Annotated in this window: 26 protein-coding genes and 1 tRNA gene; 11 read left to right on the top strand and 16 right to left on the bottom strand. The window is 72.1% G+C overall.

Annotated features, from left to right (window positions below; genetic code table 11):
• Nucleotides 1-2: 2 nt before the first annotated feature.
• Nucleotides 3-548: a DUF6817 domain-containing protein gene (locus tag E6W39_RS09515; protein WP_141633160.1), complete on the bottom strand. Its 546-nt coding sequence runs from the start codon at nt 546-548 to the stop codon at nt 3-5.
• A 213-nt stretch (nt 549-761) separates the two neighbouring features.
• On the opposite strand from E6W39_RS09515, the gene E6W39_RS09510 reads away from it, so the two are divergent.
• Nucleotides 762-1,649, top strand: coding sequence for a LysR family transcriptional regulator (locus E6W39_RS09510; protein ID WP_101383404.1), 888 nt, complete (start codon nt 762-764; stop codon nt 1,647-1,649).
• Between the two features lie 4 nt (nt 1,650-1,653).
• Here the strand turns inward: E6W39_RS09510 and E6W39_RS09505 are convergent, their stop codons facing one another.
• The 3 genes from E6W39_RS09505 to E6W39_RS09495 form a co-directional block, all read right to left on the bottom strand.
• Complete coding sequence (locus tag E6W39_RS09505; protein WP_141633159.1) at nt 1,654-2,364, bottom strand: RraA family protein; 711 nt, start codon at nt 2,362-2,364, stop codon at nt 1,654-1,656.
• Nucleotides 2,365-2,397: 33 nt separating this feature from the next.
• Nucleotides 2,398-3,252, bottom strand: coding sequence for an oxidoreductase (locus E6W39_RS09500; protein ID WP_141633158.1), 855 nt, complete (start codon nt 3,250-3,252; stop codon nt 2,398-2,400).
• Between the two features lie 65 nt (nt 3,253-3,317).
• Nucleotides 3,318-4,478, bottom strand: coding sequence for an FAD-dependent monooxygenase (locus tag E6W39_RS09495; protein ID WP_141633157.1), 1,161 nt, complete (start codon nt 4,476-4,478; stop codon nt 3,318-3,320).
• 106 nt (nt 4,479-4,584) lie between these two features.
• On the opposite strand from E6W39_RS09495, the gene E6W39_RS09490 reads away from it, so the two are divergent.
• From E6W39_RS09490 to E6W39_RS09480, 3 genes are all read left to right on the top strand, one after another.
• Nucleotides 4,585-5,160 (top strand): TetR/AcrR family transcriptional regulator, encoded by a 576-nt coding sequence (locus E6W39_RS09490; RefSeq protein ID WP_141637633.1) that lies wholly within the window; start codon nt 4,585-4,587, stop codon nt 5,158-5,160.
• Between the two features lie 102 nt (nt 5,161-5,262).
• Nucleotides 5,263-6,174 (top strand): LysR family transcriptional regulator, encoded by a 912-nt coding sequence (locus E6W39_RS09485; RefSeq protein ID WP_141633156.1) that lies wholly within the window; start codon nt 5,263-5,265, stop codon nt 6,172-6,174.
• An 86-nt stretch (nt 6,175-6,260) separates the two neighbouring features.
• Nucleotides 6,261-6,331, top strand: a tRNA-Cys gene (locus E6W39_RS09480).
• Between the two features lie 75 nt (nt 6,332-6,406).
• Here E6W39_RS09480 and E6W39_RS09475 read toward each other — a convergent pair.
• The 5 genes from E6W39_RS09475 to E6W39_RS09455 form a co-directional block, all read right to left on the bottom strand.
• Nucleotides 6,407-8,011, bottom strand: coding sequence for a glycoside hydrolase family 27 protein (locus E6W39_RS09475; protein ID WP_141633155.1), 1,605 nt, complete (start codon nt 8,009-8,011; stop codon nt 6,407-6,409).
• A gap of 187 nt (nt 8,012-8,198) precedes the next feature.
• Nucleotides 8,199-9,365, bottom strand: a complete 1,167-nt coding sequence (locus E6W39_RS09470) for a winged helix DNA-binding domain-containing protein (RefSeq protein WP_141633154.1) — start codon at nt 9,363-9,365, stop codon at nt 8,199-8,201.
• Between the two features lie 41 nt (nt 9,366-9,406).
• A complete protein-coding gene (locus E6W39_RS09465) occupies nt 9,407-10,306 on the bottom strand; it encodes a hypothetical protein (protein WP_141633153.1) in 900 nt (299 codons plus the stop codon).
• A gap of 75 nt (nt 10,307-10,381) precedes the next feature.
• Complete coding sequence (locus E6W39_RS09460) at nt 10,382-10,588, bottom strand: hypothetical protein (RefSeq protein WP_141633152.1); 207 nt, start codon at nt 10,586-10,588, stop codon at nt 10,382-10,384.
• 770 nt (nt 10,589-11,358) lie between these two features.
• Nucleotides 11,359-12,705 (bottom strand): hypothetical protein, encoded by a 1,347-nt coding sequence (locus tag E6W39_RS09455; protein ID WP_141633151.1) that lies wholly within the window; start codon nt 12,703-12,705, stop codon nt 11,359-11,361.
• 207 nt (nt 12,706-12,912) lie between these two features.
• Here E6W39_RS09455 and E6W39_RS09450 point away from each other — a divergent pair, with 207 nt between their 5' ends.
• The gene (locus E6W39_RS09450) at nt 12,913-13,371 is read left to right on the top strand and encodes an ATP-binding protein (protein WP_141633150.1); all 459 of its coding nucleotides are present in this window, start codon (nt 12,913-12,915) and stop codon (nt 13,369-13,371) included.
• On the opposite strand, the gene E6W39_RS09445 is transcribed toward E6W39_RS09450, so the two are convergent.
• Entirely contained in the window at nt 13,359-13,901 is a 543-nt protein-coding gene (locus E6W39_RS09445) for a winged helix-turn-helix transcriptional regulator (protein ID WP_141633149.1), read from the bottom strand. The genes E6W39_RS09450 and E6W39_RS09445 overlap by 13 nt on opposite strands.
• A gap of 169 nt (nt 13,902-14,070) precedes the next feature.
• On the opposite strand from E6W39_RS09445, the gene E6W39_RS42735 reads away from it, so the two are divergent.
• The gene (locus tag E6W39_RS42735; RefSeq protein ID WP_141633148.1) at nt 14,071-14,958 is read left to right on the top strand and encodes an MFS transporter; all 888 of its coding nucleotides are present in this window, start codon (nt 14,071-14,073) and stop codon (nt 14,956-14,958) included.
• On the top strand, nt 14,871-15,521 hold the full coding sequence (locus tag E6W39_RS42730) for an MFS transporter (protein WP_181799173.1): 651 nt from the start codon (nt 14,871-14,873) through the stop codon (nt 15,519-15,521). The genes E6W39_RS42735 and E6W39_RS42730 overlap by 88 nt, the downstream gene beginning before the upstream one ends.
• A gap of 130 nt (nt 15,522-15,651) precedes the next feature.
• Here the strand turns inward: E6W39_RS42730 and E6W39_RS09430 are convergent, their stop codons facing one another.
• Nucleotides 15,652-16,098: a DNA-binding protein gene (locus E6W39_RS09430; protein ID WP_141633147.1), complete on the bottom strand. Its 447-nt coding sequence runs from the start codon at nt 16,096-16,098 to the stop codon at nt 15,652-15,654.
• 608 nt (nt 16,099-16,706) lie between these two features.
• Here E6W39_RS09430 and E6W39_RS09420 point away from each other — a divergent pair.
• Together E6W39_RS09420 and E6W39_RS09410 are read left to right on the top strand one after the other, a co-directional pair.
• Nucleotides 16,707-17,084, top strand: a complete 378-nt coding sequence (locus E6W39_RS09420; protein WP_141633145.1) for a hypothetical protein — start codon at nt 16,707-16,709, stop codon at nt 17,082-17,084.
• A 195-nt stretch (nt 17,085-17,279) separates the two neighbouring features.
• Entirely contained in the window at nt 17,280-17,459 is a 180-nt protein-coding gene (locus E6W39_RS09410; protein WP_141633144.1) for a hypothetical protein, read from the top strand.
• 621 nt (nt 17,460-18,080) lie between these two features.
• Here the strand turns inward: E6W39_RS09410 and E6W39_RS41165 are convergent.
• The 4 genes from E6W39_RS41165 to metG form a co-directional block, all read right to left on the bottom strand.
• Nucleotides 18,081-19,754 carry a carboxyl transferase domain-containing protein gene (locus E6W39_RS41165; RefSeq protein WP_407658375.1) on the bottom strand — a complete coding sequence of 558 codons (1,674 nt, stop codon included), beginning with the start codon at nt 19,752-19,754 and terminating at the stop codon, nt 18,081-18,083.
• A gap of 432 nt (nt 19,755-20,186) precedes the next feature.
• Nucleotides 20,187-20,681 (bottom strand): DUF4231 domain-containing protein, encoded by a 495-nt coding sequence (locus tag E6W39_RS09400; protein ID WP_141633143.1) that lies wholly within the window; start codon nt 20,679-20,681, stop codon nt 20,187-20,189.
• Nucleotides 20,681-21,169 carry a GNAT family N-acetyltransferase gene (locus E6W39_RS09395; RefSeq protein ID WP_220140188.1) on the bottom strand — a complete coding sequence of 163 codons (489 nt, stop codon included), beginning with the start codon at nt 21,167-21,169 and terminating at the stop codon, nt 20,681-20,683. The genes E6W39_RS09400 and E6W39_RS09395 overlap by 1 nt, the downstream gene beginning before the upstream one ends.
• Nucleotides 21,166-22,626 (bottom strand): methionine--tRNA ligase, encoded by a 1,461-nt coding sequence (metG, locus tag E6W39_RS09390; RefSeq protein ID WP_141633142.1) that lies wholly within the window; start codon nt 22,624-22,626, stop codon nt 21,166-21,168. Before metG ends, E6W39_RS09395 begins: the two co-directional genes overlap by 4 nt.
• A gap of 266 nt (nt 22,627-22,892) precedes the next feature.
• Here metG and E6W39_RS39180 point away from each other — a divergent pair, with 266 nt between their 5' ends.
• Nucleotides 22,893-23,042 (top strand): hypothetical protein, encoded by a 150-nt coding sequence (locus E6W39_RS39180; protein WP_181799172.1) that lies wholly within the window; start codon nt 22,893-22,895, stop codon nt 23,040-23,042.
• A gap of 187 nt (nt 23,043-23,229) precedes the next feature.
• On the top strand, nt 23,230-23,811 hold the full coding sequence (locus E6W39_RS09385; RefSeq protein ID WP_141633141.1) for an MFS transporter: 582 nt from the start codon (nt 23,230-23,232) through the stop codon (nt 23,809-23,811).
• Here the strand turns inward: E6W39_RS09385 and E6W39_RS09380 are convergent.
• Nucleotides 23,783-24,718 carry a pyridoxamine 5'-phosphate oxidase family protein gene (locus tag E6W39_RS09380; protein WP_141633140.1) on the bottom strand — a complete coding sequence of 312 codons (936 nt, stop codon included), beginning with the start codon at nt 24,716-24,718 and terminating at the stop codon, nt 23,783-23,785. The two genes, E6W39_RS09385 and E6W39_RS09380, sit on opposite strands and share 29 nt — an antisense overlap.
• Nucleotides 24,719-24,723 lie beyond the last annotated feature (5 nt).

Here is a 24,723-nt window from a genome sequence, read left to right as displayed (position 1 = left end):
GGTCAGCCCAACAGCAACTCGGCGGTCGCCCAGGCCGGTTCACTGAGCAGTGGGCGCCACCGGGTGAAGAGCGTCAGCAGCGCGGCTCCGTGGCGAGCTCGGAAATCCTGGCTATGGCGGGCCAGGTCCAGCTCGTTGGCCGCGGTCAGTTCCGCGAAGTCGCGCTGCTGATGAGGTGTCGGCTGGTACGGACGGCCGGTGAACCGGTCGTGGATGCGCGGCGGTTCACCGGTCAGCTCCCGATAGGTGGGGCCCCGCTCGCAGCCGGCGTAGTCATGGACGATCCGTTCGGCGCCCGGCCCGATCACGGCGGCCAGCCGGTCGCGCGAGTCCTGGCGGGCGGCCGGCAGCAGGGCTGCGGGGAAGCCGTCGGTGCCGTAGCAGGCGTGGCACAGGCCGGCCAGTTGCAGCTCGGGGCGGGCACCCCAGTCGGCGAGCAGTTCCCGGACCCGGTGCAGATGGGCGAGCAGGGTGCCGCCGGGGTGGTCGAGTTCGGCGGCCCCGAGCGAGCGGAGCAGGGCGTCGGCCTGCTGGATGGGATCGGGCATCGGGGTTCCTCCGAGTGGGTGGCGTTCCCGAGACCGGCCCCTGTCCCTGCGGTCGTCGTCCGCGTCCGGATCGCCGCCGCCGTCCCTGGACAGGTGCCGTCCCGGGCCACTGACGATCGTTCAGCACCCCGAGATCCAAGTCAATCCTCGGGTTTTCTTCCAGATCTCCAAGGAATAGCTTGGCTGCCTCCCCAGCGGATACCTTGGCTGCCCATGACCTTGGACGACCTCCGTGTCTTCGTCGCCGCCTGCGAGGCGGGCAACCTCAGCGCCGTCGCCCGTGACCTGCAGCGCACCCAGTCGGCGATCAGCCAGCACGTCCGCCGACTGGAGGCCGAGCTCGGGCTGACCCTGCTGGAGCGCCAGTCGCGCGGTGTGGTGCCCACCCAGGCCGGGCGGATCCTGCACCGGGCGGCGGCGCAGGGCATCGGGCAGCTGGACCAGGCGCTGCGCCGGCTGCGGGATCTGCGCGAGGGGGAGAGCGGCACCGTGCGGATCACCACCGGGGCCACCACGGTACGGCACTTCATGGCGGACGCGGTGGTGGCGTTCCGGCGCCGACACCCCGATGTGCACCTGGAGTTCCGCACCGAGACCTCCAGCCGCAGCTGCTTCGACGCACTCGCCGCCAACGAGGCCGACCTCGGCTGGATCACCATCAGCACCCCCGTGCGCGGCATCGAGCAGCGCCCGGTGCTCGAACTGCCCTGGGTGCTCGCCGTGCACGTCAACCACCCGCTGGCCCGGCGGGAGGCCATAGACCCCGGCGAGCTGAGCGGGCTGCAGCCGATCCGGCTGCCGGAGAACTCGGCCGGCCGCGCCCATCTGGACGGCCAGCTCGCCCACCCCGCCACCGAGCCCAACGCCACCACTAGCGTGGCCGATTGGGACACCGCGATGCTGCTGGCCGGGCTGGACGCGGGCACCGCCGTGGTGCCCGCGCTGCCCGGCTGGCAGGCCACCGAGCACCCGTCGCTGCGCCTGATCCCGATCCCCGGCCTGCCCCCGCTGGCGGTCGGCTGGGCGGTCCGCCAGTGGGACGCGCTCAGCCGACCGGCCCTGGAGTTCGCCGAGACCGTGGTGGCGCACCAGCGGCCCTAGCGAGCTACTCCTCGATGGCGCCCCCGATGCCGCGCAGATGGGCGCGGAAGGTCAGCTCGCCATCCCGGTCGCGGGCGGCCAGGTAGTCGGCGAACCGGAGTTGGGCCCGCAGCGTGGTGCCGGAGCGGATCCGCTCGGCCTGCCGGCGCTCGGTGTCGCGGATCGACTCGGCCAGGGTGAGCAGCTCATCCGCCCGGTCGGCGGCGATGACGATCACCCCGTCGTCGTCGCCGAGCACCACGTCGTCCGAGGTGACCCGCCACGGCCCGAGCTCGGCGCCGTGCACGGCATCCGCCGGACGGGCGTCCAGGCGCTGCGGGCCGGTGGCCAGCGCCCCCAGGCTGAACACCGGCAGGCCGATCGCCCGCAGCTCGGCGGTGTCCCGGTGCAGACCCCAGATCACCACCCCGGACAGCCCGGCCGCCGCGGCCTCGAGAACCGCCAGGTCGCCCACGCAGGCCTCGTCCAGCCGGCCTGCGTTGTCGACCACCAGGACGTCGCCGAGGCCGGCATGGCGCTCGAACACCTCCAGGAAGATGTCCACGCTGCCGACGTGCCGGGCCGGCGCCACCCGCCCGGCCACCTTGCTCCCGGGCTCCAGCGGCCGCATCCCCGCCGGTGCGCAGCGCACCGGCAGCTTGGCCCGGATGCAGGCGTCGGCCACATGCGCGGTGCTGAGCGAGGCGAACCGCTGACGCAACGTCTCCTGGTCCATCACATGCTCCTTCACGTGCTGCGTCCGCAGCGGTCAGTCGGTGACGGCCGTGCTGAAGCTGAGCTCGGCGGTGCGGTCCAGGTCGGCACCGACGGCCGCCAGCTTGCCGCGGATCCCGGCCACCGCGTCCGCGCCGAGCACCAGGCGCAGCGGCGGCTCGGGCAGCGCCAGGGCGGTGAGCAGCGCGGCGGCGGCCTTCGCCGGGTCGCCGGGCTGCTGGCCGTGCACCTGAGTCATGACGCCCCGCACCGGCCCGACGGTGTCCTGGTAGTCCTCGATCACGGTCGCGCTCTGCAGCGAAGGACCGTTGAACTCGGTGCGGAACGCGCCCGGTTCGACGATCAGCACCCGGATCCCGAGCGGCGTCACCTCGGCGGCCAGCGCCTCCGAGGCCAGCTCCAGGGCGCCCTTGGCCGCGCTGTAGGCGCTGGCACCGGGGAACGAGAGCATCCCGCCCATGCTGCTGACCTGCACGATGGCGCCGCTGCGCTGCGCCCGCAGGTGCGGCAGCACCAGCCGGGTCAGCCGCATCGCGCCGAAGAACATCACCTCCATGGCGCCCCGCAGTTCGGCCTCGCTGGTCTCCTCCACGGCACCGATGATGGCGAAGCCCGCGTTGTTGACCAGCACATCGATCCGGCCGTGCTCGGCGACGGCCTGCTTCACGGCCTGCTCGCACTGCTCGGCGTCGGTGACGTCCAGTCGCACCGCGAAGACCCGCCCGGGGAATTCGGCGGCCAGCCCCGTCATGGTCTCCGGCCGCCGCACCCCCGCGATCACCACATCGCCCGCCGCCAGCGCAGCCCGGGCGAACGCCGCGCCGAGGCCGCTGTTGGCGCCGGTGATCAGCCAGCGCCGCGCGGTGTCGGAAATCTGACCGTTCGTCATGATGAAGCCCCCTCAACATCCATACGCATGAGAGACCGACACTACACATCCCGCCGAGGAGCTGGTCAGGCCGCCAGTGGCGGTTGCCAGTCGGCGTGGCGCAGGATCGCTCGCAGGGTGGCGCCGGAGGGGGCGAGCCGCAGGGCGGTGTTGCGCAGCCGGACGGCGAGCGGGTGCTCCAACTGGGCGCCGAGGCGTCCGGCTTGGCGGGCGGCGCGGGCCACCGCCTGGCTGCGCGGGCGCCGTTCGGTGTCATAGCGCCGCAGCGCGTCCTCGATGGTGCGGGCGCTGGCCACGGCCGCCGTCAGGGTGGCCGCGTCCTCCAGGGCCTGGCAGGCGCCTTGGCCCAGGTTGGGGGTCATGGCGTGCGCGGCGTCGCCGAGCAGCGCGATCCGGTCGACCGTGAAACTCGGCAGGCCGGGGTTGAGTTCATGGATGTCGTGGTGCAGCACGTCCTGCGGGCGGGTGGCGGCGAGCAGCGCGGGGACCGGCTGGTGCCAGTCGCGGAACCGCTCGGCCAGCACCGCGAGCGGATCCGGATAGCGCACCCCGGACGGGGAGTTGAGCACCGCGTGCCACTCGGCCCGGCCGTCGGGGAAGAGGATGTGCCCGAACTCGGCGCCGTGGCCCCAGGTCAGCTCGAAGTCGGTGCGCACGTCGACCGGCTGCTCGGTGATCGCGCGCAGCACCGTCGAGCCGCTGTACTGCGGGCCGGGGTGGCCGGGGAAGAGCTGGGTGCGGATCCGGCTGCGCACCCCGTCGGCGGCCACCACCAGGTCGGCGGTCAGTGTGGTCGAGCCGAGTCGCACGGCGGGGCGGGCCGGGTCGGAGCGGTCGATCCCGGTCACCTCCTCGCCGATCAGCAGCTGCTGCTCGGGCAGGGCGTCGCGCAGGATCCGGTGCAGGGTGGCGCGCGGGATGCCGACGATCGGCGTGCCGAGGGCGCGCTCCAGGGCCGCGCCGTCCATCCGGGCCAGCCAGCGGCCGTCGGGGGTGCGGGTGCCGCCGGTGTACTGGCCACGGGAGGCCGCCCGTACCGCCGCGCCGACGCCCAGCGCCTCCAGGGCGCGGATCCCGTTGGCGGCGAGCGAGATGCCCGCGCCCGCGTCGTCCAGTTGCTCGGCACGCTCGACGACCGTCACCTGCCAGCCCGCCCGGCGCAGTCCGATCGCGGCGGACAGCCCACCGATGCCGCCGCCGACCACCACCGCAGTGCCGCTGTCCATGCCCAGCTCCTCTCGCCGGTCTTCCACATCCGGCCCCTTCTACGTCTGTAGAAGGGGCGTTCCGGACGGAGCGTACAACGCGCCCTCTACAGGTGTAGAAATGGGGGTGACCACCGAACGCCGCACCCTCCTCGCCGAGGCCGCCATCGACGTCCTCGCCGAGGCCGGGATGCGCGGCCTGACCCACCGCGCCGTGGACCGCGCCGCCGGACTGCCGGCCGGCACCACCTCGGCCTATCTGCGCACCCGCAAGGACCTGCTCACCGCCCTGGTGCGGCAGCTTGTCGCGCTTGACCAGGCCGAGCTGCAGGCGCTCGGCGAGGCCGCGCCACCGCCCCGCTCGGCGGCCGAACTGGCCGACGGGCTGGTCCGGTTCACCGAGCTACGGTTGGCCGGCGCCGGCCGGCGGCGCTCGCTGGCCCGCTACGCCTGCGCGGTGGAGAGTGTCCACCAGCCAGAGCTGCGCGAGATCCTGATGCCGCGTCAGAACGCCGCCAGGGAGGCGGTGCAGGACTTCCTGCGCGCCCAGGGCGTACCGGAGCCGACCGTCGAGGAGCGCACCGACACCCTGCTGGCCTGCGTCGACGGGCTGGTCTTCGACCGGCTGCTGGCGGGCGGCACCGTGCCGCCCGCCCAGCTGCGCGCCCTGGTCGACACCGCGGTGCGCGGGCCGGCCGACTGATCGGCGCCGGGCTGCGGAGGGTTGACTGACCGATCCTCGGAACGGGCCGTTGATCACCAGAACGGGCCGTGCTGATCAGCCCGCTGCCTATACTCCCCGGGTATGGAACTGCGACAGCTTCAGTACTTCGTGGCCGTGGCCGAGGAGCGGAACTTCACCAGGGCGGCGGAGCAGGTGCATGTCGCCCAGCCTGGGGTGAGCGCGCAGATCCGGCGACTGGAACGGGAGTTGGGGCAGGAGCTGTTCGACCGCTCGGGGCGGGCGGTGCAGCTCACCGAGGTGGGGGAAGCCGTCCTGCCGTACGCGCGAGCGGCGCTGGCCGCGGTGGCCGGGGCCCGCCAGGCGGTCGACGAGCTGACCGGCCTGCTCCGCGGCCGGGTCGCGATCGGCATGGTGACCTCGCACAATGTCGACCTGCCTGGCCTGCTGGCCGGGTTCAACCAGGACCACCCGGCGGTCGAGATCACGCTGCGGGAGGGCGACTCCGCCGACCTGCTGGACGGGCTGCATTCGGGCTCCCTCGACCTGGCGATCGTCAGCGTCGGACCGGACGCACCGGAGGGGCTGGCGCTCCAGGTGATCGACGACCAGCCACTGGTCGCGGCCGTCAGCCACGGGCACGAACTCGCCCGGCACACCGTGCTGCCGCTCACCGCGCTGCGCGATGTGCCGCTGATCAGCCTGCCGAACGGCACCGGCCTGCGGACCCGGCTGATGGAGGGCTGCGCCACGGCCGGGTTCGCGCCGCGGATCGCCTTCGAGGCCAGCGACCCGGTGATGCTCGCCCAGTTAGCCGCCCGGGGGCTCGGCGCCGCCATCCTGCCGGGCGGCTATGCGGCCGCCTGTGCCGACCGGCTGCACAGCATCACCATCGACCCGCCCGCGCTGCGCGGCCGATTGGTGCTGGCCTGGCGGGCCGGTCGACCGGGCAGCCCGGCCGGCCGGGCCCTGCTGACCCGCGCCCGGGCCGCCCTGCGTGGCGCCGGCGCAAGGACCGAGCTGCCGCCAAACTGAGCTGCCGCCATGCGGGTGAACTCGTGGCGTGCTGCTTGGCGCGCGCCCGCTGCGATCGGCATGATCGTCCACAGCAGCGCGTCAGTGGTGGAGTGGCCGAGAGGCGAGGCAGCGGCCTGCAGAGCCGTGCACATAGGTTCGAATCCTGTCTCCACCTCGCGATGACAGTGGGGCCGGTGGCCTGGGAGCTCCCCAAGTCACCGGCCCCACCGCCGTGTTCACAGCAGCAAGCTCAACTCAGCTTCCACTGCTGGTTGCTGCCGCCGTTGCACGTCCACAGCTCGGCCAGTGCACCGTTCACCGTGCTGCCGCCCGTGACGTCCAGACAGAGGCCCGACTGCACGCCGGTGATCGTGCCGTTCGAGTTGAGACGCCACTGCTGGTTGGTCTGCCCGTTGCAGTTCCAGATCTCCACTTTGGTGCCGGGCGTGGTCTGGTTGTTGTAGGCGTCCAGGCACATGGTGCTGCCAGCGCCGTAGACGGTCAGTTGGCCGCTCGGGGTCTGGGTCCACACCTGGTTGCCGCCGCCGTTGCAGTCCCAGATCTCCGGCTGGGTGCCGGGGGTGGTCCAGCCCCAGGGGACGTCCAGGCACTTGCCGGCACCGGTCGCGGAGACCACGCCCGACGGGATCGGCCCCGAACTGCCGCCCGCCACCCGGTACATCACCGTGCCGTGGCCGGGCACGGTGGCGCTGATCGCGCCCGTGGTGCGGCCGGTGGCGCCGCTCCACAGATCGGTGAGGGTGTAACCCGCCGCGCCGGTCTTGCCGATGGCCGCCGCCGAGGTGCTGATGGTGGCCGCCGCGGAGTTCTCGTTGAACAGCGCCACCGCGATGTCACCGTTGGCCAGCGGCTTGGCCAGCACGTCCAACCCGCCGTTGTTCGCGATCAGTTGGCCCTGCTTGCCGAGCGGATCCTGGTCCACGGCGATCACACCGCGGTTCGTCAGGATGCCAAGGGTGTCGGCGGAGGCGGTGGTGATGGTGGTGCCGGAGATCAGCGGCGCGGCCATCTCGGCCCACAGGCTGAACTCGGTGCGGTCCTCGGTGGTCGACATGCCGTTGCCGACCTCCAGCATGTCCGGGTCGTTCCAGTGCCCCGGCCCGGCGAAGGCGCCCAGGCCCACATTGGCATGGAAGTTGGCGAGCATGCTGCCGTAACCGGCGCTGATGTCGCCCGTGGTGCGCCAGGAGTCGCCGACCGGCGCACCCCAGGTCCAGACCGACTCCTGGCCCCAGTTGCAGAGGCTGAACAGGATCGGCCGGCCGGTCGCCGCCAGCGCGTCCCGCATCGTGGTGTAGCGGGTGGTCGCGCTGACCCCGGTGTTGTTGCAGTTGTCGTACTTCAGGTAGTCGACACCCCAGGAGGCGAACGAGGCGGCGTCCTGGCGCTCATGGCCGAGGCTGCCCGGATAGCCCGCGCAGGTGGCGGTGCCGCCGTCCTCGTAGATGCCCAGCTTCAGGCCCAGGCCGTGCACATAGGCGGCCGTGCCGGTGATGCCGTCCGGGAACTTGGCCGGGTCCGGCACCAGGTTGCCGTTGGCGTCGCGGGTCGAGGTCATCCAGCAGTCGTCGATGTTGACGTAGTCGTAGCCGGCGGCCTGCATGCCGTTGCTGTGCATCGCGTCGGCGGTCGACTTGATCAGTGCCTCGGAGACGTTGCAGCCGAACGCGTTCCAATCGTTGAACCCCATCTGCGGGGTGGCGGCCAGGCCGTTGTCCAGCGCCGCGGCCGGGGGAGCGGTGGCGGTGAGCATGACGGCCGGTACGCCCGGCAGCAGCAGGGCGAGTACCGCGGCCTTGCCGAGCAGGGCGCGGGTCAGTCGGCGGATCTGCATGAACACTCCCAGGGGGATGGAGGGTCAGCTGAGCCATTCTGTTGGAAGTAGGTTGCTCATGTTCTGTACTGGCGTCAATAACCGCGCCAGAGTCGATTCTTGTGTTGGAATACGTTGATTAGGTGAGATTGCCGGCTCGTTGGCTCGTCAGGTGGCTGGCTCGTCATCTCGTCGGGCGGTCAGCTCGTCAGCTCGTCAGTTCGCGCTCCAGCGGCGTGCGGAAGCGCGGAGTGACCCGGACGGTGCCCAGCCAGCCGGCCAGTCGCTCCGCCTCGGCGGCCACGGCGGCCTCCCCCTCGGCGCCGATGTCGGTGAGCAGCCGCCAGACCAGCTCGCCACCCGCGCGCTGCGCCCAGCCGCCCACCACCCGGCCGTTCCACCAGACGGTGGGGCCGTTGTTGCCGCTCCGGTCGAACAGCGCGGGCACCAGCTCCGGGCTCAGGTACCAGTCGCGCTCGCGCCAGCCCAGCACCGTCGGATCCAGCGCGGGCAGCAGCGCCGCCCACGGCTCGACCGGCGGCAGCTCGGCCTCGTCACCGGGCAGCACCAGGCCGGTCGCACCGCCGTCCAACGCCACCTCGACGGCCCCCAGATCGGCCACCGCGGTGCGCACCTCGCCCAGCGTCCAGCCCGTCCACCACTTGAGGTCGGCCAGGGTGCCCGGGCCGTAGCCCGCCAGCCAGCGGCCGATCACCGCCGCCTTCGCCTCCCGCACCGGCACGTCCGGCCACGGCGGCACCAGCGCCCACGGATAGCTGCTGCTCAACCAGGAACCGCGCGGCTTGCAGCGCCTCATGTGCCCGTCCGAGGCGAGCAGCCGCAGCAGCCGGCTGCCCACGCTCTGGCGCGCCTCGTAGGGCTTGCCCGGCGACATCAGGATGGTCTCCTTCAGTGCGGGCACATCCACGGACAGCTCGGCGGTGGTCGCCTCCCCGCGCTCGGCCAGCGCCGCCAGTACCTCCCGCTCGGTCTCCGCCAACCGCCGCTCGTCCCAGCCCTCGGCGCCCGTGGCCAGGTGCTTGAGCAGGGTGGCCCGCTCCTTGACCGCGATCGCCCGGGCCGCCGCCGCGCTCACCTGCGGGGCCAGCTCGGCGGTGACGGCGAAGATGGTGCGCCGCATCGAGAGCAGCTTCACCAGGGCGACGTCCTGGTACAGCGCCCGCTCCACCTCGGCCGCCGACGGCTCGGCCAGCCGGGCGTTGGCGGAGAGGAAGACGGTGGCGGCATCGGTGGCGTGCAGCCCGACCAGCGCGTCCGCCACCTGCTCCACCCGGGTGGCGCGGGCGGCCGGGTGCAGCAGGTGGCGGTGCGCCAGTCGGATGCGGCGCTGGTCGTCGGTGAGGTGGGTGGCCATGGTCGGGAGGGTAGCCCGACGGTCCGTCATCGCACGGGAGCTCAGCCTTCGGCGGTCATGGTGAGCGCGGCGGTGTGCAGCCGGCCGCCGGTCTGGAACTGCAGGAAGAGCCGCCAGTCACCGGGCTTGGGCAGCTCGGCGTGGAAGGTCAGCTCGGGTCCGCCGTGGTCGCCGTTGACCGCGGTCTGCGGGTGCAGGTGGGCGAACGCCTGGTCGCCCGCGTGGAAGGCGGTCAGATGGGCGTAGGTCTCCAGGTAGGGCTGCAGGTCGGTGACCGGTTTGCCGTCCTTGCTGATGGTGACGGTCAACTGGTGTTCCATCCCCGCCATCAGGTGGCCGCCGGGCGTGCCGGCGGTCACCTGGTAGCCGTCCGGGGTGGTCACGCTGGCCGTCGGCGCGGGCAGCGGGACGGTCTGCTGCTGCCCGCCGACGGTGGCCGTGCCGCTCAGCACATAGCCCTTGCCCGCACCCGGGCCGCTGCTCGGGGTGAAGGTGGTGAAGAACCGCCAACTGCCGGACTGCAGTGCGCTGACCGGCGCCGTCCAGGTGCCGTCGGGGGCCAGGGAGGGGTGCAGGTGCTGGAAGCCGGTCAGGTCGCCGCGGATCGCGTAGAAGTGCAGCTGCTTGGTCTGCTCGGTGGCGAACGCGGTGACCGGCTTGCCGTCCGGGCCGGTGATCCGGAAGGTGACGGCGCTGTCCTGGCCGGCCGGGAGGGTGCCGGGCAGGCCGGTCAGGTGGTAGCCGTCCAGGGTGTCGGAGAGGCCGTCGGTGTCCGGGCCGGACATGTCCATCCCCGGCATGCTTGAACCGGGCAGGCTCGAACCAGGCGCGCTGGGAGTGGAGTTCATCGGCATGGCGTGGCCGGAGGAGCCGCAGGCCGTGAGGGTGAGGGCGAGTGCGGTGGCGGCGGCGGACAGCGTGAGGGTACGGCGAAGGTTCATGGGTCAGGTCTTTCGGAACGGAAGCCGAGCAGGACACCGTGCCGGGCGCTCCTGGTGAGGCCCGGAGGGGTCGGCTCAGTTCCGCGCGACGCAGACCTGGAGCAGCAGCTCGCGCCCGCCGCGCGGTGGCCCGCGGCGGGCCGGCAGCCGGCGCCGCGCCGCGCTGCCCGGGCCCAGGGGCAGCGCGATCGGCAGGGCGGGGAGCAGGCTGAGCAGCGGGAGCGGCAGCGGGCTGCCGTTGCGGGCGGGCAGCGCAAGGCAGTTGACGGTGCTGTGCGCCATTCCGGGGGACTGCTGTGCGGCGGGGTGGGCTGGTGCATGGGCGGGGTGACCTGGTAGGCGGCTGGGCCGGCCTGGTGGGAGGCCTGCTGCGCGGTCGGGGTCATCGCCATCACGTGCCGCGCCGGGGCCGGCGCGTCCGAGTGGCAGCCGGTGCCGGCCGTCATGGGTGCGCCGTGCATCAGGAAGAGCCCGAGCAGCAGGGTGGTGAGCAGCAGCAACCGGGCGGCGAACCGCCGGGGTGTGCTGCTGGGGCTGGGCACCGCTGCTCCTCGTCGCCGACATGACCGGATGGGCGCGGCGAGGCTGCCGCGTCACACCCGAGGTCCGGACCGGAGGACCGGACCCAAGGATCATATACCCCCCGGGGGGATGTGGGATTGCCGCGGTGCTGCTGCCGCTGGCCGGCCGGAAGGTGCCGGCGCTGCCGGTCTGGGGGCTGGCGGCCGGGATCGGCCTCGGGCCGCTGGTCGGCTACGTGCTGTCGCGCGGGCCCGGCCTGCCCGACTACTCGGACGACAAGGGCAACTGGACCGAGCCGCTGGGTCTGCTGAGCCTGGCCGTCGAGGCGGGGCTGATCGTCATCGCGGTCGCGATGTGTGCACGGCGAGCAGCCCGGTCAGAACCGCCGCGCGCACGGCCCGCGTTCCCTCGCCGGAGCGTGCGCGCGGGTAGCCGAGCGGGGGTGGCCGCGGTCCTCGCGGCCACCCCGCTGGGTGCGCCCGGTCGTGCCGCCGGGTGTGTCTGGTCGGCCCGCCGGGGCTGGCTGGCGGTCAGACTGCCGCCTTCTGGCGGGCCACCTCCCGGACGCGTTCGCCGAGGCGGCGGACCTGGCGGTTGCCGACCTGGGCGGCCAGACTGGCGCGCAGTTTGTCGAAGTGCTCGTCGCCGCGCGAGGTGGAGAGGGTGGTGTAGTCGTCCAGGAACTCGCCCCAGGTCGCGGTGGCGGCCTCGATGTGCCCGAGCTCCCACTGGCGGGCGGCGAGCACCCCGTTGGCGTGCAGCCGGCCCTGGCGCTCATTGACCGGACGCGTCCGGTTGGACTGTCGCATCGCCTGGATCGAGCCCGGCAGGTCGCCGAGCGCGTAGAGCACGCTGGAGACGTGGAAGTGGTAGGCGGCCCAGTCGTAGCCGCCCACCGCGTCATTGCGGCCGTCCGCCTTGCTCAGTGCCGCTTCGGTCTCCTGCAGCCGGGTGAAGGCGAGTCGCTGGTCCTTCACCAGGGCGGCGCCGTGCGCCTGCTGGCCGCGCAGGAAGGCGGTCAGCCGGGGGCCGGCGGCGGGGGCGCACTCGGCGGCGGCGTCCGCGTACTCCAGGGCGCGCGGGCCGTAGCCGAGGTTGGCCGCCTGCAGGGACATGCCGCGCAGGGTGCGGCAGTAGGTCACGTGGTCCTGACCGTCCTGGGCCAGTTGCAGGGCCTCGGTGAAGTACTGCTGGCCCAGGCCGTGGGCCCGCTCGTACATCGCCATCCAACCGGTCAGGTAGACCAGGTCGGAGGCGGCGGCGAGCATCGACTTCTTGGTGGCCGGGCTGCCGTCGGCCGACAGCCAGGGCATCACCGTGTTGGCCAGGAACGCCGCGCTCATCGGACGGGCGTGGCCGCCGCCCAACTCGTCCAGGATGGCCGCGATCCGGTCCGTCATGGCGCGCACGGTCTCGACTTCGCTCTCCCCGATCCGGACCGTGCGCCCGGCGCGAACCTCCTGCTGCGCGCCGTCCAGGCGCTGCGCGAGCTCCGTGTAGCCGGGCACCAGCATCGCCGCCGAGTAGAGCCCCGCGGCCAGCATGGTGCGCCGGGACGGGTCCATGTCGTCCCGCACCAGATCGGCCAATCCCCCCAGTCGGTCATTGTCGCGGGCGCCGGTCGGCGCCTTGCCGAAACCGGCTTCCTGCGAGGTCACCGGGCGTCCCAGTCGTCTGGCGAAGGCCTCGGCGATCACTGGTCGAACGACCAGCCTGGGCTTGACGCCTTTGAGCCAGTGCGAGACCGCCGAGTGGTCGTAGGTCAGTTCGAGACCGGTGTCCCGGCCGGTACGGTTGACCGCTCTGGCCAGCTGATCGTTGCCCCAACGGGCCTCCGCCAGTAGGGCTGCGAGCTGTCTGTTCGGTGTGCGGGTCATGGCTCCCCCGTTCTTCGCCCCCGTTAATCGCACCCCCTCGGACACCCCCGCGTCCAGGGTCGCGTCGTGATTCACGTCATTCACGACTGGGTCAAGCATGGCCCGTTCTCATTGCTGGCGTAACCCGGTTGACTGTGTATCAGTCGTGGGGGGACGGCGGCAGCACGTCTGCTCGGCCGTTCTCCGGATGGTCGAGGAGATGCCGTCATGGAGCGCGAGTACCGTCCTATGCGGGACGAATTCCACGTCACCGTCGGTGTGGAAGCGGTGCGGCGGGCCCGGGAACGGGTCGTGGCAGCCGCGGAGCACTGGGGGGTGCCGCTCTCCGCGGACGCATTGTCGGATGTCCGGCTGTGCGCCAGCGAGTTGGTGGCCAATGCGCTTGAACACGCGGGCGGCAGCTGCCTGGTGACGGTCGACTGGGTCGCCGACGAACTGCGGGTGGAGGTGGCCGACGGCTGCCGGCGTCCGCCCGCCGTGCTCGTCGCCGGCGACGAACTGCCGTCGGGGCGTGGCTTAGTGCTGGTGGAGGCGCTGGCCGGCAGGTGGGGCTGGCGGATGGTGCCCGGCGGGAAGGTGGTCTACTTCGCCTTCGCCGCCAAGCGGGCGCCACTCGGACAGCGGGGCGAGCCGGTGAGCGCCTCGGCGGCTTCCTATCGGCGCTGACTGCTTTCCGTGTCCAGCGGCGTCAGCAGGCGGTGCGGCGCGGCCAGCGCCTTGGTGACCGCGTCGGTGCGCGGGTTGGGGCTGGCGTCGGTGGACTGGCGGATGATCACCTCGTCCGGGTGGACCAGCACCCCGCAGGGGACGCAGAAGCCGGACGGACTCAGCCGGTGACCACAGACGTCGTGCGTGAACAGGAACCGCGCGCTGTTCTGGGAGGCGTGCTTCTCGCCCCAGCGGGCCAGCGAGTGCACCGGCAGCCATAGCTCGCGCCCGGCATCGGTGAGGTGGTAGCCGTAGCGCACGGGGGAGTCCTGGTAGGGCTCCTTGCGCAGCACGCCCGCCTCGACCAGGGTCCGCAGCCGCGCGGTGAGCACCGCGCGCGGGATGTCCAAGTGGGCGAGGAAGTCGTTGAACCGGCTCACGCCGTAGAAGGCGTCGCGGACGATGAGCATGCTCCACCGCTCGCCGACCACCTCCAGGGCACGGGCGAGTGAGCAGTCCTGCTGGGCGTAGTCCGTTCCAAGCGCCATGGCGCCAGTCTACTCGGGGTCGGTTCGTTGAACAGACTCTTGAGTTCAATCAACGAATTCGACCCGGATTCGGGCAAGCCGAGTCGGTTCAATGAACAGACTCATGGTGTACCGTGAGGCGGGTAGTAGGTTCATTCACCAGACCTAGCTGAATCCAGGGGGATCCGTCATGGCCATCCGCGAGCTGACGCCGCCTTCGCGGGCCAGCAGCACCACCACCGCACCGACGGCCTCGGCGTTGCCCACGCTGCTGACGGCCTGCTTCGGCACCTTCCTGGTGCTGGTCAACTACACCGTGACCACCACCACGCTGGCGCCCACCGCCGCCTCGCTGCACGCCGGCGCCGCGGCTCAGACCTGGATCCTGACCGCCACCTCGGTCGGCTTGACCGCACTGCTGCTGATCATGGGCGGGGTGGCCGACGACCATGGGCGCAAGCGGGTCTTCGGGCTTGGCGCACTGGCCCTGGCGGTCAGCTCGGTGCTGGGCGCGGTCGCGCCGGACCCCGCGGTCTTCCTGATCGCCCGGGTGCTCCAGGGCGGTGCCTCGGCGGCGATCCTGGCGCCCAGCCTCGGCCTGATCAGCGAGGCCTTCCCGCCCGGCCCGGCCCGGGTGCGAGCCCTCGGCGGCTGGGGTGCGGCGGTCGGCCTCGGCATCGCCGTCGGCCCGGTCTACGCCGCGCTGCTCGTCGACCACGGCGGCTGGCGCACCGTCTACTGGGTGATCGGGGCGCTGGCCCTGCTGCTGTTGGCGCTCTCCACGCGCTGCCTGGCCGAGTCGCGCAGCGAACGGCCGCGCCGGCTCGACGTCTTCGGTGCCCTGACCCTCTCGGTGGCCGTGGCGCTGCTCAACGCGGGCCTCGCCCAGGGCCGCAGCGGCTGGGGCAGCCGTCGGTGGCGATCCTGCTCGGCCTCGGGGTGGTGGGGCTGGCCGGCTTCGCGCTGGTGGAGGCCAAGGTCGCGGAGCCGATGCTCGACCTGGCGCTGTTCCGCACCCCCGGCTTCGTCGCCGCCGGTGCCGGCGCGCTCTTCACCGGCCTCTCACTGGTCGGCCTGATGAGCTGCGTGCCGCTGATCCTGGAGCGCGCTCTCGGTCTCACCCCGCTGGCCGCCGGTCTCGTGCTGGCGATCTGGTCCGGGCTCTCCGTGGTCGCCGCCCTGCAGGCCCGCCACCTGGCCACCCGGCTGGCGCCCGCCTCCCAGCTGGCCATCGGCCTGCTCACCTGCGGGGTGGGCGAGGCCGCCCTCTACGGGCTGAGCTCCGGTGACGGCTGGGTGCGCCTGGCGCCCGGGCTGGTGGTGGCCGGGATCGGCAGCGGCGTGCTCAACGCGGGGCTGGCCCGACTCGCCGTCAGCAGCGTGCCGGCGCACCGGGCCGCGATGGGGTCAGGTGTCAACAACACCGCCCGCTACCTGGGTTCGTCGCTCGGCATTGCGATCTTCCTCGCCGTGATCAACTCCGTCCGGTCCGCTGGGCACCCCGCCGCCGCGGTCGCCACCGGGGCCAACCACGCGATCCTGGTGGCCATTCTGATGTGCGTGCTGGGTGCGGCGGTGGCGCTCTGGGCGCGGGCGGCCGGTGCCCGGCGGGCGGGCGGCGGGGCTGACGCGGGGGCGTGAGGCGGGGCGTGACGTCGTGGGGCGGGGCGTGAGGTGGGAGGTGGTGGGGGCGGGGCGGGGCGTGACGTCGTGGGGCGGGGCGTGAGGTGGGAGGTGGTGGGGGCGGGGCGTGAGTGGGAACCGGGCTCCGTCAACTCCCGTTCAGATCACCATCGGTGGCGACCCGCTCGGCCAGCCGCTCGGCGCGCTGGCGGGCGGCCTGCGGGGTGCCGAGGCCCAGACCGAAGGCGATGTCCTGCCAGGTCAGACCGCGGCCCCGGGCCATCTGCAGCAGACCGCTCTCCAACTCGTCCAACTCGGCCCGGACCAGCGGCAGCAGAGTGAGCGCGGCCATCATGTCGCTGCGGTCCACCGGCGGTTCGTCCTCCTCCGCGAGCGCCGCCCCGCTGAGCAGGAAACTCACCAGCCGAACCGCCTCATGCGGCCCCAGCACATAGGGGTGCACCTGCCGCCGCCGCTGCTCATCGGTGGAGGCGTGCCGCTCGGCGATCCGGAACAGTGCGGCGGGCGCTCGCTCCGCGCGGGCGCGATCCGGGTCGGGAGCGGCAAACGGGTCGTCAATATCCGTGGAAGTCATGGGAATCAGCATCACGGGCGAGTCGTATCGTTGTCAACGGATAATGTTGAACGAGATGTTCAATTGGGAGCTGGCCCGGCTGGTCGACTGGTCGCCCAAGTCCTCGAGCAGGGACAGCTGGAGACCGGCCGGCCGGCCGAGCTGGCCAGCCGGGAGTTGGACGAGCTCCACGGCGTCACCATCGGTTCGGCGATCACCTCGGCCCCGCTACCCGGGCTCGTTCGGTCGCCTCCCGGGCGTTCGGCACCTGGAACGCCACCTGACGGCCCACGGGGGTGACCACCGTGCCCGCGCCACGGGTGAGCAGGCTTCGGCCAGCGGCCAGCGGCCAGCGGCCAGCGGCCAGCGGCCAGCGGGTCGGCCGGCCCGGTTGCCTCGCGCAGCGCCGTTTCGTCCGTGGAATCTGCATGCGCTCGCCGGTGGTTGGCGCGCAACCGCGCTGGCGCATCGAGTGTTGCTGATGACAGGATGATCTCCATGATGACCACCAGAAAGGCTCATGCCGCGTAAGCGTCCCGGCGCGATCCGCGCCGTACGGGAGCGCCAACCGCCCCAGTGGGCGCGTGAGCTGCCCCCCCATCGACCGTCTGTCGCGTGACACGAGTGCCGTGATCCACATGCTGGAGCACGGCGATCACAGCCATGGCTATCACCTCTTTGATCTTCAGTCCGGGCGGACCTCGCAATTCCTTCACAGCTACCGGAAGTTCTTGCGACAGCCCGCTCGGAGGCTGAGGCTGGTCGCCTCGGAGTGCCCGGCCTGTCCGGGGTGCCAGTACGACGACGTCGCGGTGGTCAGGGATGCGCTGGAAGAGATAGTGAGCTTCCTTCCGCTACTGGCGCGCGCCGAGTTGCGACGGCTACTCGTCGACCTCGATGCGGAGTTCGGCCGCAGGACCCTCCACGATCCTGATCCGAGCCACTGGGTGGACTGGAGCGGAAATCCGTATCCGTGGTGGCACCGACGGCTGTACGTGGGCGGTTAGGGGCAGGGGGCCGACACCCTGGGATGCCGCGATGCCGCGATGCCGCGATGCCGCGATGCCGCGATGCCGCGATGCCGCGATGCCGCGATGCCGGGCTCAGGCTTGAGCGGACAAGGCTGGTGTCAAGTCGCGGATGGGGCTCTCAGCGCAGCGGTTGACGGGGCATTGGGAGGACCCGGCGGGATACTCATCGATGTGACCGGCTCCACCGGATCCCATGCCCACCGAGAGATCGTCCGCCAGCAGGTCGACATACGTAGTCTGCGGTTCACCGAGTTCTACTTCACCCCGGCAGGCAGCGACCTGGACTCCATCGCCGCCCTGGTGGAAGAAGCCGGACTGCGGGTGATCGTCGACCAGGCCCTGCCGCTGTAGCACGCCTCCAAGGCCCACGAACTCAGCGAGACCAATCGCGCAAAGGGAAAGATCGTTCTCACGCCCTAGCGCGAGCCCGAGGGTTCAGCCGTTCACCAGACAGCGGCGCGGCCCCTGCGTGATCATGTCTTCTCGCTGAGGTCGACGTTGATCACCGCCGAGGCCGTGAGCTTGAGTGCGCTGAATGACGCCGAAAGCGTCGAGTCCCTGTCCGAGTTGGATCCTGGCCCGTATTGGGCCTTGGCCCGTGTTGGGTCCTGAGGCTCTCGACAACTGCGGGGGACGCTTATTGGGCACACATTCCGGTTGTTCATTCCGGTTGTTCGAGTAGACCCTCGGCTGGACCCGCTCCAAGCTTTGCGCCCCCGAGGCGGCGGCCGACCGCTGGACTGGATCGTCACCGCGGCGCACAGCCACCTCCGCCTCGCGCGCCCCTTGCCGAAGACCTCGTGATCCTGGGAGAAGCCCGCAGCGGCCCCGGGTCGGGCTCATGCCGGCCAGGGCCGCCGCGGGTTCAGGACATCCGCCCGATCAGCGCGCTTTCCGTCAGAGTGCCGAAAACCCGGCAAGCCTGGCCCAGGACGACTGCCCGGTCAGATTCGAGCATCTTCATGCAATCGATCAGCGCGCCAGCGAGCGGAAACGGTCGAGCCGGGTCGTCGGCGGTGACAGAGTGGCGGCACGGGCGAGTTCGGCGGCCACGGCGGTGACGGTACGGGCCAGGAAGTCCCCGGACTCCGGGAGCAGCCGGTCCACCACGCCCTCGCGCAGCAGCTCCGCCGCGCCGATCCGCTGCTGCTCGGCCAGCCGGGGTGCCTGGTCCGGGGTGCGGTGCAGGATCACCGAGGCACCCTCGGGCGGCAGCGGTGACAGCCAGGCATGCTCCGCCGCCAGCGCACGGTCGGCCGGTAGCAGCGCCAGCGCCGCGCCGCCCGCTCCCTCGCCGAGCAGCAGGCTCACCACCGGCACCGGGATGCTGCTCAACTCGGCTGTGCAACGGGCGATTTCACCCGCCAGCGCGCCCTCCTCGGCGGCCTGGCTGAGCAACGCCCCATGGGTGTCGATCACCGTCAGCAGCGGCAGCCGCAGCTCGGTCGCCAGCCGCATGCCGCGCCGCGCGGTGCGCAGTCCGGCCGGCCCGACCGGCCCGTGCCGCTCGGCCGCCGCCCGATCGTGGCCGACCACCACGCAGGAGACCCCTTCGATTCGGGCCAGCGCCAGGCGCAGCGCGTCATCACGCTCGCCCGCCCCGGTGCCCGAGAGCGGCACCACCGCGTCGGCCCGGGCCAGTAGTTCGGCCAGGCCAGGCCGCCCCGGGTCGCGGGTGATTTCGACAGACTCCCAGACTGGGCGGGGGGTTGGGGGGTCGTAATAATGCCCATTATTACTGATTGCCTCGGTGGCCTCGGTGGCCTCGCCGATCTCGCCGGGCTCGCTGGCCGCCGCTCGGGCCGAATAATGGCCATTATTAACGCTGGCGTCGACCCCGTCAGCCGCAGCTCGGCTCGAATAATGGGCAGTATTAATCGCAGCATCGATTACCCGGCCGTCCGGGTAATCGGCATTATTAACCGCCTCACCCACCCGGTCCGCCGCCAGCAGCACGTCCAGGGTCGCCACCAGCCGCTCCCGCAACTGCTCAGGGCCGAGCACCGCATCCACCGTGCCGAACCGCTCCAGATGCTCGGCCTGCTGCACGCCGGCCGGGAACGGTGCACCGTACAGCGCCTCGTAGACGCGCGGCCCGAGGAACCCGATCAGTGCCTCGGGTTCGGCCGTAGTGAGCTGGCCGAGTGAGCCCCATGACGCCAGCACCCCGCCCGTGGTGGGGTGGCGCAGATGGACCAGATAGGGCAGCCCGGCGGCCTTGTGCGCGGTCACCGCGTTGGTGATCGCGATCATCCGGACGAAGGCCGGGGTGCCCTCCTGCATCCGGGTGCCGCCAGAGGCCGGGAAGCCGAGCAGTGGCAGGCCCTCGGCCGTCGCCCGTTCGATGGCGTGCAGCAGGCGGGCAGCGGTGGCGGTACCGATCGAGCCGCCCAGGAACGCGAACTCGCTCAGCACCAGCGCCACCCGGTGGCCGCCGAGCCGCCCCTCACCGGTGAGCGCCGCCTCGTCGGCCCCGCTGCGCTCCCGGGCCCGCGCCAGGTCGGCGAGGTACTCCGGCCCGGCGTCCGCGTACTGCGGCGGGGTGTCCCAGCTACGAAACGAGTCGGGGTCGAGCAACCGCTCGGCGAAGGCCAGCGCGGCCGGGCGGGGCGGCATCGGGTGCACACTGCCAGGTGTCGTGTTCACACCGCCCAGTGTCGGCAGCGGTCGCGCACGGCCACAACGTCGACCAGGTCACACCGCCGGGGACCGGAGGTGCCGCACTGGTACGGGGCCGCCGGTTCACGACGGCGGGGACCGGTCGTGCCGCACCGGTATGGGGTGGCCGTTTCACGTTGGTCGTGGACCGGCCGTGCCACGCCGGTACGGAGCGGCCGTTTCGCATGGGTGTGGATCAGCCGTTTCACCGGTACGGACCCGCCGCTTCACACCGCCCATGGACGGCCGTGCCACACCGGCGCAGGACTGCCGCATCACGACGGCATGGACCAGCTATGCCATACCGGCACGAATCCGCTGTTCCACGATGGTGGGGACCGGTCCTGCCGCACCGGTAGGGAGCGGCCGCCTCACATCGGTTGCGGAGCCGCCGTTGCCCGCCAGCGCGGGCCTGCCGTGTCATGACGGTGCGGGGCCGCCGTCGTGTCCGCGCTCCTCGACCCAGTCGCGGTTCTCGGCCATGGTGATCTCCATGACCCGCTCCAGCAGTGCGTCACCGTTCCGCTCGGCGGGTGGGCGGTGCAGGTAGCGGGTGATCTCGTGGTGCAGCGTCAGCCAGGCTACCGAGGTGCGGGTCCAGCGTTCGTTGGGCTTGAAGATCTGGCGGTAGCCGGTCAGGAAGAGGGTCAGGGCCGCCATCGAGGCGGTGACCGCGGCGGGGGCCCGGAGCGCGGAGACCAGTACGGTGGCCGAGGTGGTCAACAGCGCCAGCAGCTCGCTCGACTGGTGGGCGAGCTTGGCCCGGTTGCGGGCTTTGCGGTACCAGGCCAGCTGGCGCATCGCCTCGCCCAGCGCGGTGTCCGGCGGCGTGGCGGAGCGGGCGGCCCCCTGCTCGGGCGCCCCAACGCTCTGCTCCGGCACCCCGGCCCCGCGCTCCGGCACCGCGGCGGGCATCAGAGCACCACCGGGCTGCGGCGTTCCACCAGCACCACGTTGCGCCACTGGCCGTGCAGGCGGCCGATCCGTTCCCGGGTGCCGATCACCCGGAAGCCGGCCCGCTCGTGGAGGGCAAGGCTGGCGGTGTTCTCGGGGAAGATCCCGGACTGCACGGTCCAGATGCCGGCCGCATCGGTCGAGTCGATCAGCGCGGTGAGCAGGGCGTAGCCGACCCCGTGGCCCTGCGCATTCGGGTGCACGTAGACGGAGTGCTCGACCACCCCCTCGTAGGCGCGCCGCTCGGAGATCCGGGAGACCGCGGCCCACCCCTGGACGCGCTCCTCCTCGTCCACGGCGACCAGCCGGTGCTCGGGCAGCCGGCCGCTGTTGAACTTGGCCCAACTCGGCGCCTCGGTCTCGAAGGTGGCGTTTCCCCCGGCGATCCCGAGTCGGTAGATGTCGAGCACCTGCCTGCCGTGGTCGGGCCGCATCGATTCGATCCTCATGCGCTCTGAGGGTAGCGGCGTGGAAAGAGTGTTCGAGCCTCGGGCAGTCGACCGTCCGGGCCTGGAGTGCACTGGGCCAGCACGTGGCCTGCGGCATCGGGCAGGAACGGCGTCAGCAACTCGCCGAGCGTGCGGCAGGCGTGCAGCAGAACGGCCAGGTGGCGGGGCGCAGTTGTCGGATCCGACCAGGGCCGGTTCTGATCCAGGTAGCGGTTCGCCGCCGTCGGCAGTTGCCAGAGCGCGGCGGTGGCACGGCGGAAGTCGTAACCGTCGAGCGCTGCGGCGACCTCGGCCGGGACGGTGGCGCACTCGGGCAATGCGGCCGAGTCCGACTCGGGTGCTCGACCGTCGCATTGACGGTGTATCAAAGTGACCACGCGCTTCACCAGGTTGCCGATCCCGCCCGCCAGATCGGCATTGGCGCGCTCCACCAGGCGGTTGACCGTGAAGTCGGTGTCACCGACTTTCGCCACCTCGCGCAGCAGCCACCAGCGCACCGCGTCGGTGCCGTAGTCGTCGACCAGTTGGACCGGGTCGACGGTGTTGCCCGCCGATTTGCTGATCTTCCGGCCGTCGACGGTGAGGTAGTCGTGCACCAGGATGTCGGTGGGCAGCGGCAGGCCGGCGGAGAGCAGCAACGCCGGCCAGTAGACCGCGTGGAAGCGCAGCACGCCCTTTCCGCACAGGTGGATCCGCCGCTCGCTGCCGCGCCACCAGCGGTCGAAGTCGGGGGAGTCGAGGCCGAGACTGGTGATGTAGTTGCCGAGCGCGTCCCACCAGACGTAGATCACCTGGGAGTCGTCGCCGGGCACCGGGATCCCCCAACCGTGCGCGCGCTCACGGGAACGCGACACCGAGAAGTCCGGCAGGCCGGCCGCGAGCAGGCCGAGCACCTCGTTCCGACGCGCGGGCGGGTCGATCCGCAGCCGGCCCTCGGTGATCGCGGCCCGCAACTGCCCGGTGTAGCGCGAGAGTCGGAAGAACCAGTTCTCCTCCTCGACGAACTGCGGCTCGGTGCCGTGCTCCGGGCACCGGCCGTCCGCCAACTCCTCGACCGTGTAGAACTGTTCGCAGCCCACGCAGTACCGGCCGCGGTAGTGCCGTCGGTACAGGTCGCCACTGGCCGCGCAGCGGCGCCAGAGCTCCTCGACGCCGACCGGATGGCGCGGATCGCGGCTGGTGCGGATGAAGTCGTCCAGCCGCAGCGCCAGCGGCTCCTGAAGTGCCTCGAAGGCAGCGGCATTGCGGTCCACCAGCGTGCGCACCTCGACCCCGGCGGCCGCGGCGGCAAGGACGTTCTTGAGTGAGTTCTCATCCGTACCGCTGAGCAGCCGGACGTCCTCGCCACGGGAACGCCGGTGCCGGGCCAGCACATCGGCCTGCACCAGTTCGAGCGCGAAGCCGATGTGCGGGCGGGCGTTGACGTACGGGATGGTGGTGGTCAGGTAGGTGGTCATGAGCGGTCCTCCGGTCACGGAATCGTGGTGGGCAACCGGGGCCGCGAACACGAAACGAGGCCCCGTGGTGGCGGGGCCTCGAACGGTTCTGCGCGTCCGTGAGTGCTACCCCGCGGGGCGGGGCATCAGCTGGCTGGGAGCACGGAACGAGGTCATGGCTCCAGGGTAGCCACAACACCCTTGGCCACGCAGGTGCTTTACGGTCTCTCGGCCCCGGCGGCGCCGAGCAGGGCCTCGGCGACGGGGGTGCGGCGGTTCCAGCGCTGGTGCGACTGCCGGTCGGCGCGGCGCTCGCCCTGGTGGCGGTGGTGGCCGCGCTGACGCCGGTGTCCGGGGCGGCTGGCAGCCGCCCGGTCGCGGCCGAACTCACCGACGACGCCTATGTGGTGGGCCGATCGCTGAACACCATGGCGTAGTCCGGTGCCCAACTGATGGGCCTGGCTGTGCGGGGGCCGTGGTGGGCGCACTCGGACCGTGTGGCGCGCTGCCGGTGAGCGCCTGCGGCTACCTGCTCGCGGCGCTGGCCGTTCGGCTGCGGCTTCCGGACACCGCGGGCCGGGGCAGTCAGGGAGCGGGGGAGCGCGCCGCGCCGGTCCGCAGGAGTTGGTCCGAGCACGCGACCTGCTCGCCGTACGCCGGATACGTACCGTGCTGCTCGCCCAGTGGCTCCCGCCGGCCTTCGCCGCCGGTGCGGAGAGCCTGATCGTCCCCTACACCGGCCAGCGGGGGCTGCCGTTCGGCGATGCGGCCCTGCTGCTCGGCACGCTCCCGTTGGGCATGCTGCTCGGCTACCTGGCGGTCGGCCGGCTGCTGCACCCGGTGACCCGCGAGCGACTGGTCGCACCCCTGACCGCCCTGTTGGGCCTGCCGCTGACCGCGTTCGCACTGCGGCCGGGCCCGGTGGCTGCCGGGGTACTGCTGGCGGTGGCGGGCCTCGGATTCGCCCACGGCCTCGGCCTGCAACGGCCTTTCCTGGCCGCGATCCCGACGGCGGGCCGGGGCCAGGCCTTCAGCCTGCTCGCGGCCGGGATGATGACCGTGCAGGGTGTGGGACCGATGGCCTTCGGGGCGGTTGCCCAACTCGGCTCGGCGGCGGGCGCGATGAGCTGCGTGGGCGTAGCCGTGCTGCTGACTGCGGGTTGGCAGGCCCGCGTGATCAATTCCCGTTATCCGAACGCGGATTGAAGGGGGAGTAGCTCGGCTCACTCCAGCGCAGCGGCAGGGCGGTGACCGACTCCACCACGCCTGTCACGGTGAAGTCCACCAGGCGCTGGGCGCCGGTGACTTGGGCGGCGTGGGAGGGATTCCAGTCGGTCTGGGCGGCGCCGGTCAGTTGCAGGGTGGTGCCGGTGTCCCAGTCGATGAACAGCAGGCCGGCGTTCGGGTTCTCGGCGAGGTTGCCGAGGGTGGCGAACATGGCGTTGCCCGAGTAGTCCGGGAAGCGCAGCCGCCCCGGGCCGGACACCTCGACGAAACCGGGGAGGCCGCCGCGGTGCGAGGTGTCCAGGTCGCCCGCACGGTCCGCGGTGGCGATGAAGAAGGTGTCCGCGGTGTTGACGAAGATCTGCTGGGCGAGGGTCAGTTGAGTGGTGTGGCGGGTGGGGCCCGACTGCTGGGCGACCAGGTCGAAGCCGCGGGCCTGGATGTACTTGGGGCAGTTGGAGAAGACCTGGTCGAGTGCCACCCGGAGTCCGTCGCCCGTCGGGGTGGCGTGCCCGTTCATCCGCATCCGGCGCCGTCTGGCCGGCTCCACGGCGATCATGCCGACCTGGGTGGGCCCGTTCAGGGCAGCCGCCAACGGGTCGTGCGGGGCCGGGCTGGCTGCGATGGTGACGGCGTCGGGCCCGTCGGGTGGGCCCGGTTCGGCGTGCAGGAAGCCGGGCCGGCCGGCGAGCGCGCTCGCCCAGATCCGCCCGTCCGAATCGGCCGCGCCGACCAGCACCATGGGCTGCGCGGTGAGGAACTCGGCGGCCACGGCCGGGACTCGGCGGTGCTTGGTCGGCCCGGAGTAGCCGGGCCGGTCGAACCCGGCCCGGCGGCGGACCAGTTGCTCGCCGCTCTCGACGGGGGCGAGTGGCGGATGCGTGCTCATCGTGT

The organism is Kitasatospora acidiphila (assembly GCF_006636205.1).
GTDB classification, from domain to species: Bacteria; Actinomycetota; Actinomycetes; order Streptomycetales; family Streptomycetaceae; genus Kitasatospora; species Kitasatospora acidiphila.
This window is presented reverse-complemented; position numbering and strand designations above follow the sequence as displayed.